Annotated in this window: 2 tRNA genes and 3 rRNA genes; all 5 read left to right on the plus strand. The window is 51.9% G+C overall.

Annotated elements, in window-relative coordinates:
• Positions 1-319: 319 nt before the first annotated feature.
• The 5 genes from LCH65_RS26065 (at position 320) to rrf (ending at position 5553) form a co-directional block, all read left to right on the plus strand.
• Positions 320-1858: ribosomal RNA gene (locus LCH65_RS26065) — 16S ribosomal RNA — on the plus strand.
• Positions 1859-1941: 83 nt separating this feature from the next.
• Positions 1942-2018, plus strand: a tRNA-Ile gene (locus LCH65_RS26070).
• A gap of 55 nt (positions 2019-2073) precedes the next feature.
• Positions 2074-2149 (plus strand) — tRNA-Ala (locus LCH65_RS26075).
• A 241-nt stretch (positions 2150-2390) separates the two neighbouring features.
• Positions 2391-5283: ribosomal RNA gene (locus LCH65_RS26080) — 23S ribosomal RNA — on the plus strand.
• A 154-nt stretch (positions 5284-5437) separates the two neighbouring features.
• Positions 5438-5553: ribosomal RNA gene (gene rrf / locus LCH65_RS26085) — 5S ribosomal RNA — on the plus strand.
• Together the 16S, 23S and 5S rRNA genes with 2 tRNA genes alongside form the textbook arrangement of a ribosomal RNA operon.
• The last annotated feature ends 19 nt before the right edge of the window (positions 5554-5572 follow it).

Below are 5572 nucleotides of genomic sequence, written 5' to 3' on the forward strand. Positions count from 1 at the left end.
AATTCGCCTCCCGCTGATGAGCAACTCCAGAGTTGATCGCAGCGCAAGTGGTTGAAGTTGCAAAGGAAACTTTGAAAACTTCTTGAAATAACCGCTTGACAGATACAGAGGACGCTGTAGAATGCGCGCCTCGGTTGAGACGAAAGATCTTAACCAACGCTCTTTAACAACTGAATCAAGCAATTCGTGTGGGTGCTTGTGGTGTCAGACTGAAGTCAACAGATTATCAGCAACCCAAGTTACTCCGCGAGAAATCAAAGATGTAACCAACGATTGCTGAGCCAAGTTTAGGGTTTTCTCAAAACCCAGTTAGATGTTTGAACTGAAGAGTTTGATCATGGCTCAGATTGAACGCTGGCGGCAGGCCTAACACATGCAAGTCGAGCGGCAGCACGGGTACTTGTACCTGGTGGCGAGCGGCGGACGGGTGAGTAATGCCTAGGAATCTGCCTGGTAGTGGGGGATAACGCTCGGAAACGGACGCTAATACCGCATACGTCCTACGGGAGAAAGCAGGGGACCTTCGGGCCTTGCGCTATCAGATGAGCCTAGGTCGGATTAGCTAGTTGGTGAGGTAATGGCTCACCAAGGCGACGATCCGTAACTGGTCTGAGAGGATGATCAGTCACACTGGAACTGAGACACGGTCCAGACTCCTACGGGAGGCAGCAGTGGGGAATATTGGACAATGGGCGAAAGCCTGATCCAGCCATGCCGCGTGTGTGAAGAAGGTCTTCGGATTGTAAAGCACTTTAAGTTGGGAGGAAGGGCAGTTACCTAATACGTGATTGTTTTGACGTTACCGACAGAATAAGCACCGGCTAACTCTGTGCCAGCAGCCGCGGTAATACAGAGGGTGCAAGCGTTAATCGGAATTACTGGGCGTAAAGCGCGCGTAGGTGGTTTGTTAAGTTGGATGTGAAATCCCCGGGCTCAACCTGGGAACTGCATCCAAAACTGGCAAGCTAGAGTATGGTAGAGGGTGGTGGAATTTCCTGTGTAGCGGTGAAATGCGTAGATATAGGAAGGAACACCAGTGGCGAAGGCGACCACCTGGACTGATACTGACACTGAGGTGCGAAAGCGTGGGGAGCAAACAGGATTAGATACCCTGGTAGTCCACGCCGTAAACGATGTCAACTAGCCGTTGGGAGCCTTGAGCTCTTAGTGGCGCAGCTAACGCATTAAGTTGACCGCCTGGGGAGTACGGCCGCAAGGTTAAAACTCAAATGAATTGACGGGGGCCCGCACAAGCGGTGGAGCATGTGGTTTAATTCGAAGCAACGCGAAGAACCTTACCAGGCCTTGACATCCAATGAACTTTCCAGAGATGGATGGGTGCCTTCGGGAACATTGAGACAGGTGCTGCATGGCTGTCGTCAGCTCGTGTCGTGAGATGTTGGGTTAAGTCCCGTAACGAGCGCAACCCTTGTCCTTAGTTACCAGCACGTTATGGTGGGCACTCTAAGGAGACTGCCGGTGACAAACCGGAGGAAGGTGGGGATGACGTCAAGTCATCATGGCCCTTACGGCCTGGGCTACACACGTGCTACAATGGTCGGTACAGAGGGTTGCCAAGCCGCGAGGTGGAGCTAATCTCACAAAACCGATCGTAGTCCGGATCGCAGTCTGCAACTCGACTGCGTGAAGTCGGAATCGCTAGTAATCGCGAATCAGAATGTCGCGGTGAATACGTTCCCGGGCCTTGTACACACCGCCCGTCACACCATGGGAGTGGGTTGCACCAGAAGTAGCTAGTCTAACCTTCGGGGGGACGGTTACCACGGTGTGATTCATGACTGGGGTGAAGTCGTAACAAGGTAGCCGTAGGGGAACCTGCGGCTGGATCACCTCCTTAATCGACGACTCAGCTGCGCCATAAGCACCCACACGAATTGCTTGATTCATTGAAGAAGACGATTAGAAGCAGCGCCCGAGTTCGGGTCTGTAGCTCAGTTGGTTAGAGCGCACCCCTGATAAGGGTGAGGTCGGCAGTTCGAATCTGCCCAGACCCACCAGTTTACTGGTGAGATAGCTGGTCAGAGTAGACGCCTCCACGGTATGTAGAAATACGGGGCCATAGCTCAGCTGGGAGAGCGCCTGCCTTGCACGCAGGAGGTCAGCGGTTCGATCCCGCTTGGCTCCACCACTTACTGCTTCTGTTTGAAAGCTTAGAAATGAGCATTCCATTGATCCTGATGATCAGTGCCTGAATGTTGATTTCTAGTCTTTGATTAGATCGTTCTTTAAAAATTTGGGTATGTGATAGAAAGAAATATAGACCGGGCACCTCTTTCACTGGTGTGTGTCCGGGCTAAGGTAAAGTTTGTGAATGCAAACTTTCGGCGAATGTCGTCTTCACAGTATAACCAGATTGCTTGGGGTTATATGGTCAAGTGAAGAAGCGCATACGGTGGATGCCTTGGCAGTCAGAGGCGATGAAAGACGTGGTAGCCTGCGAAAAGCTTCGGGGAGTCGGCAAACAGACTGTGATCCGGAGGTATCTGAATGGGGGAACCCAGCCATCATAAGATGGTTATCTTGTACTGAATACATAGGTGCAAGAGGCGAACCAGGGGAACTGAAACATCTAAGTACCCTGAGGAAAAGAAATCAACCGAGATTCCCTTAGTAGTGGCGAGCGAACGGGGACCAGCCCTTAAGTTGTATTGAGATTAGCGGAACACTCTGGAAAGGGTGGCCATAGTGGGTGATAGCCCTGTACGCGAAAATCCCTTTGCAATGAAATCGAGTAGGACGGGGCACGAGAAACCTTGTCTGAATATGGGGGGACCATCCTCCAAGGCTAAATACTACTGACTGACCGATAGTGAACCAGTACCGTGAGGGAAAGGCGAAAAGAACCGCGGAGAGCGGAGTGAAATAGATCCTGAAACCGTATGCGTACAAGCAGTGGGAGCCCACTTTGTTGGGTGACTGCGTACCTTTTGTATAATGGGTCAGCGACTTATTTTCAGTGGCGAGCTTAACCGAATAGGGGAGGCGTAGCGAAAGCGAGTCTTAATAGGGCGTCTAGTCGCTGGGAATAGACCCGAAACCGGGCGATCTATCCATGGGCAGGTTGAAGGTTGGGTAACACTAACTGGAGGACCGAACCGACTACCGTTGAAAAGTTAGCGGATGACCTGTGGATCGGAGTGAAAGGCTAATCAAGCTCGGAGATAGCTGGTTCTCCTCGAAAGCTATTTAGGTAGCGCCTCATGTATCACTGTAGGGGGTAGAGCACTGTTTCGGCTAGGGGGTCATCCCGACTTACCAAACCGATGCAAACTCCGAATACCTACAAGTGCCGAGCATGGGAGACACACGGCGGGTGCTAACGTCCGTCGTGAAAAGGGAAACAACCCAGACCGTCAGCTAAGGTCCCAAAGTCATGGTTAAGTGGGAAACGATGTGGGAAGGCTTAGACAGCTAGGAGGTTGGCTTAGAAGCAGCCACCCTTTAAAGAAAGCGTAATAGCTCACTAGTCGAGTCGGCCTGCGCGGAAGATGTAACGGGGCTCAAACCATGCACCGAAGCTACGGGTATCATCTTTTGATGATGCGGTAGAGGAGCGTTCTGTAAGCCTGTGAAGGTGAGTTGAGAAGCTTGCTGGAGGTATCAGAAGTGCGAATGCTGACATGAGTAACGACAATGGGTGTGAAAAACACCCACGCCGAAAGACCAAGGTTTCCTGCGCAACGTTAATCGACGCAGGGTTAGTCGGTCCCTAAGGCGAGGCTGAAAAGCGTAGTCGATGGAAAACAGGTTAATATTCCTGTACTTCTGGTTATTGCGATGGAGGGACGGAGAAGGCTAGGCCAGCCTGGCGTTGGTTGTCCAGGTTTAAGGTGGTAGGCTGAGATCTTAGGTAAATCCGGGATCTTAAGGCCGAGAGCTGATGACGAGTGTTCTTTAGAACACGAAGTGGTTGATGCCATGCTTCCAAGAAAAGCTTCTAAGCTTCAGGTAACCAGGAACCGTACCCCAAACCGACACAGGTGGTTGGGTAGAGAATACCAAGGCGCTTGAGAGAACTCGGGTGAAGGAACTAGGCAAAATGGCACCGTAACTTCGGGAGAAGGTGCGCCGGTGAGGGTGAAGCATTTACTGCGTAAGCCCATGCCGGTCGAAGATACCAGGCCGCTGCGACTGTTTATTAAAAACACAGCACTCTGCAAACACGAAAGTGGACGTATAGGGTGTGACGCCTGCCCGGTGCCGGAAGGTTAATTGATGGGGTTAGCGCAAGCGAAGCTCTTGATCGAAGCCCCGGTAAACGGCGGCCGTAACTATAACGGTCCTAAGGTAGCGAAATTCCTTGTCGGGTAAGTTCCGACCTGCACGAATGGCGTAACGATGGCGGCGCTGTCTCCACCCGAGACTCAGTGAAATTGAAATCGCTGTGAAGATGCAGTGTATCCGCGGCTAGACGGAAAGACCCCGTGAACCTTTACTATAGCTTTGCACTGGACTTTGAATTTGCTTGTGTAGGATAGGTGGGAGGCTTTGAAGCGTGGACGCCAGTCTGCGTGGAGCCAACCTTGAAATACCACCCTGGCAACTTTGAGGTTCTAACTCAGGTCCGTTATCCGGATCGAGGACAGTGTATGGTGGGTAGTTTGACTGGGGCGGTCTCCTCCTAAAGAGTAACGGAGGAGTACGAAGGTGCGCTCAGACCGGTCGGAAATCGGTCGTAGAGTATAAAGGCAAAAGCGCGCTTGACTGCGAGACAGACACGTCGAGCAGGTACGAAAGTAGGTCTTAGTGATCCGGTGGTTCTGTATGGAAGGGCCATCGCTCAACGGATAAAAGGTACTCCGGGGATAACAGGCTGATACCGCCCAAGAGTTCATATCGACGGCGGTGTTTGGCACCTCGATGTCGGCTCATCACATCCTGGGGCTGAAGCCGGTCCCAAGGGTATGGCTGTTCGCCATTTAAAGTGGTACGCGAGCTGGGTTTAGAACGTCGTGAGACAGTTCGGTCCCTATCTGCCGTGGACGTTTGAGATTTGAGAGGGGCTGCTCCTAGTACGAGAGGACCGGAGTGGACGAACCTCTGGTGTTCCGGTTGTCACGCCAGTGGCATTGCCGGGTAGCTATGTTCGGAAAAGATAACCGCTGAAAGCATCTAAGCGGGAAACTTGCCTCAAGATGAGATCTCACTGGAACCTTGAGTTCCCTAAAGGGCCGTCGAAGACTACGACGTTGATAGGTTGGGTGTGTAAGCGCTGTGAGGCGTTGAGCTAACCAATACTAATTGCCCGTGAGGCTTGACCATATAACACCCAAGCAATTTGCGTCGAATGACCAGATTGCGGTGACTGTGAAGACGACACGAACCGAAAGTTTGCGTCACGAACGACACCTGAACCGACGATCACATACCCGATTTGCTGAAGCGCGCCGTACGGCACGATTCGGTACCCGAATTTCTTGACGACCATAGAGCATTGGAACCACCTGATCCCATCCCGAACTCAGTAGTGAAACGATGTATCGCCGATGGTAGTGTGGGGTTTCCCCATGTGAGAGTAGGTCATCGTCAAGATTGAATTCCAGAAACCCTC

It is taken from the genome of Pseudomonas sp. MWU16-30316 (assembly GCF_020515645.1).
Classification (GTDB): Bacteria; Pseudomonadota; Gammaproteobacteria; order Pseudomonadales; family Pseudomonadaceae; genus Aquipseudomonas; species Aquipseudomonas cerasi.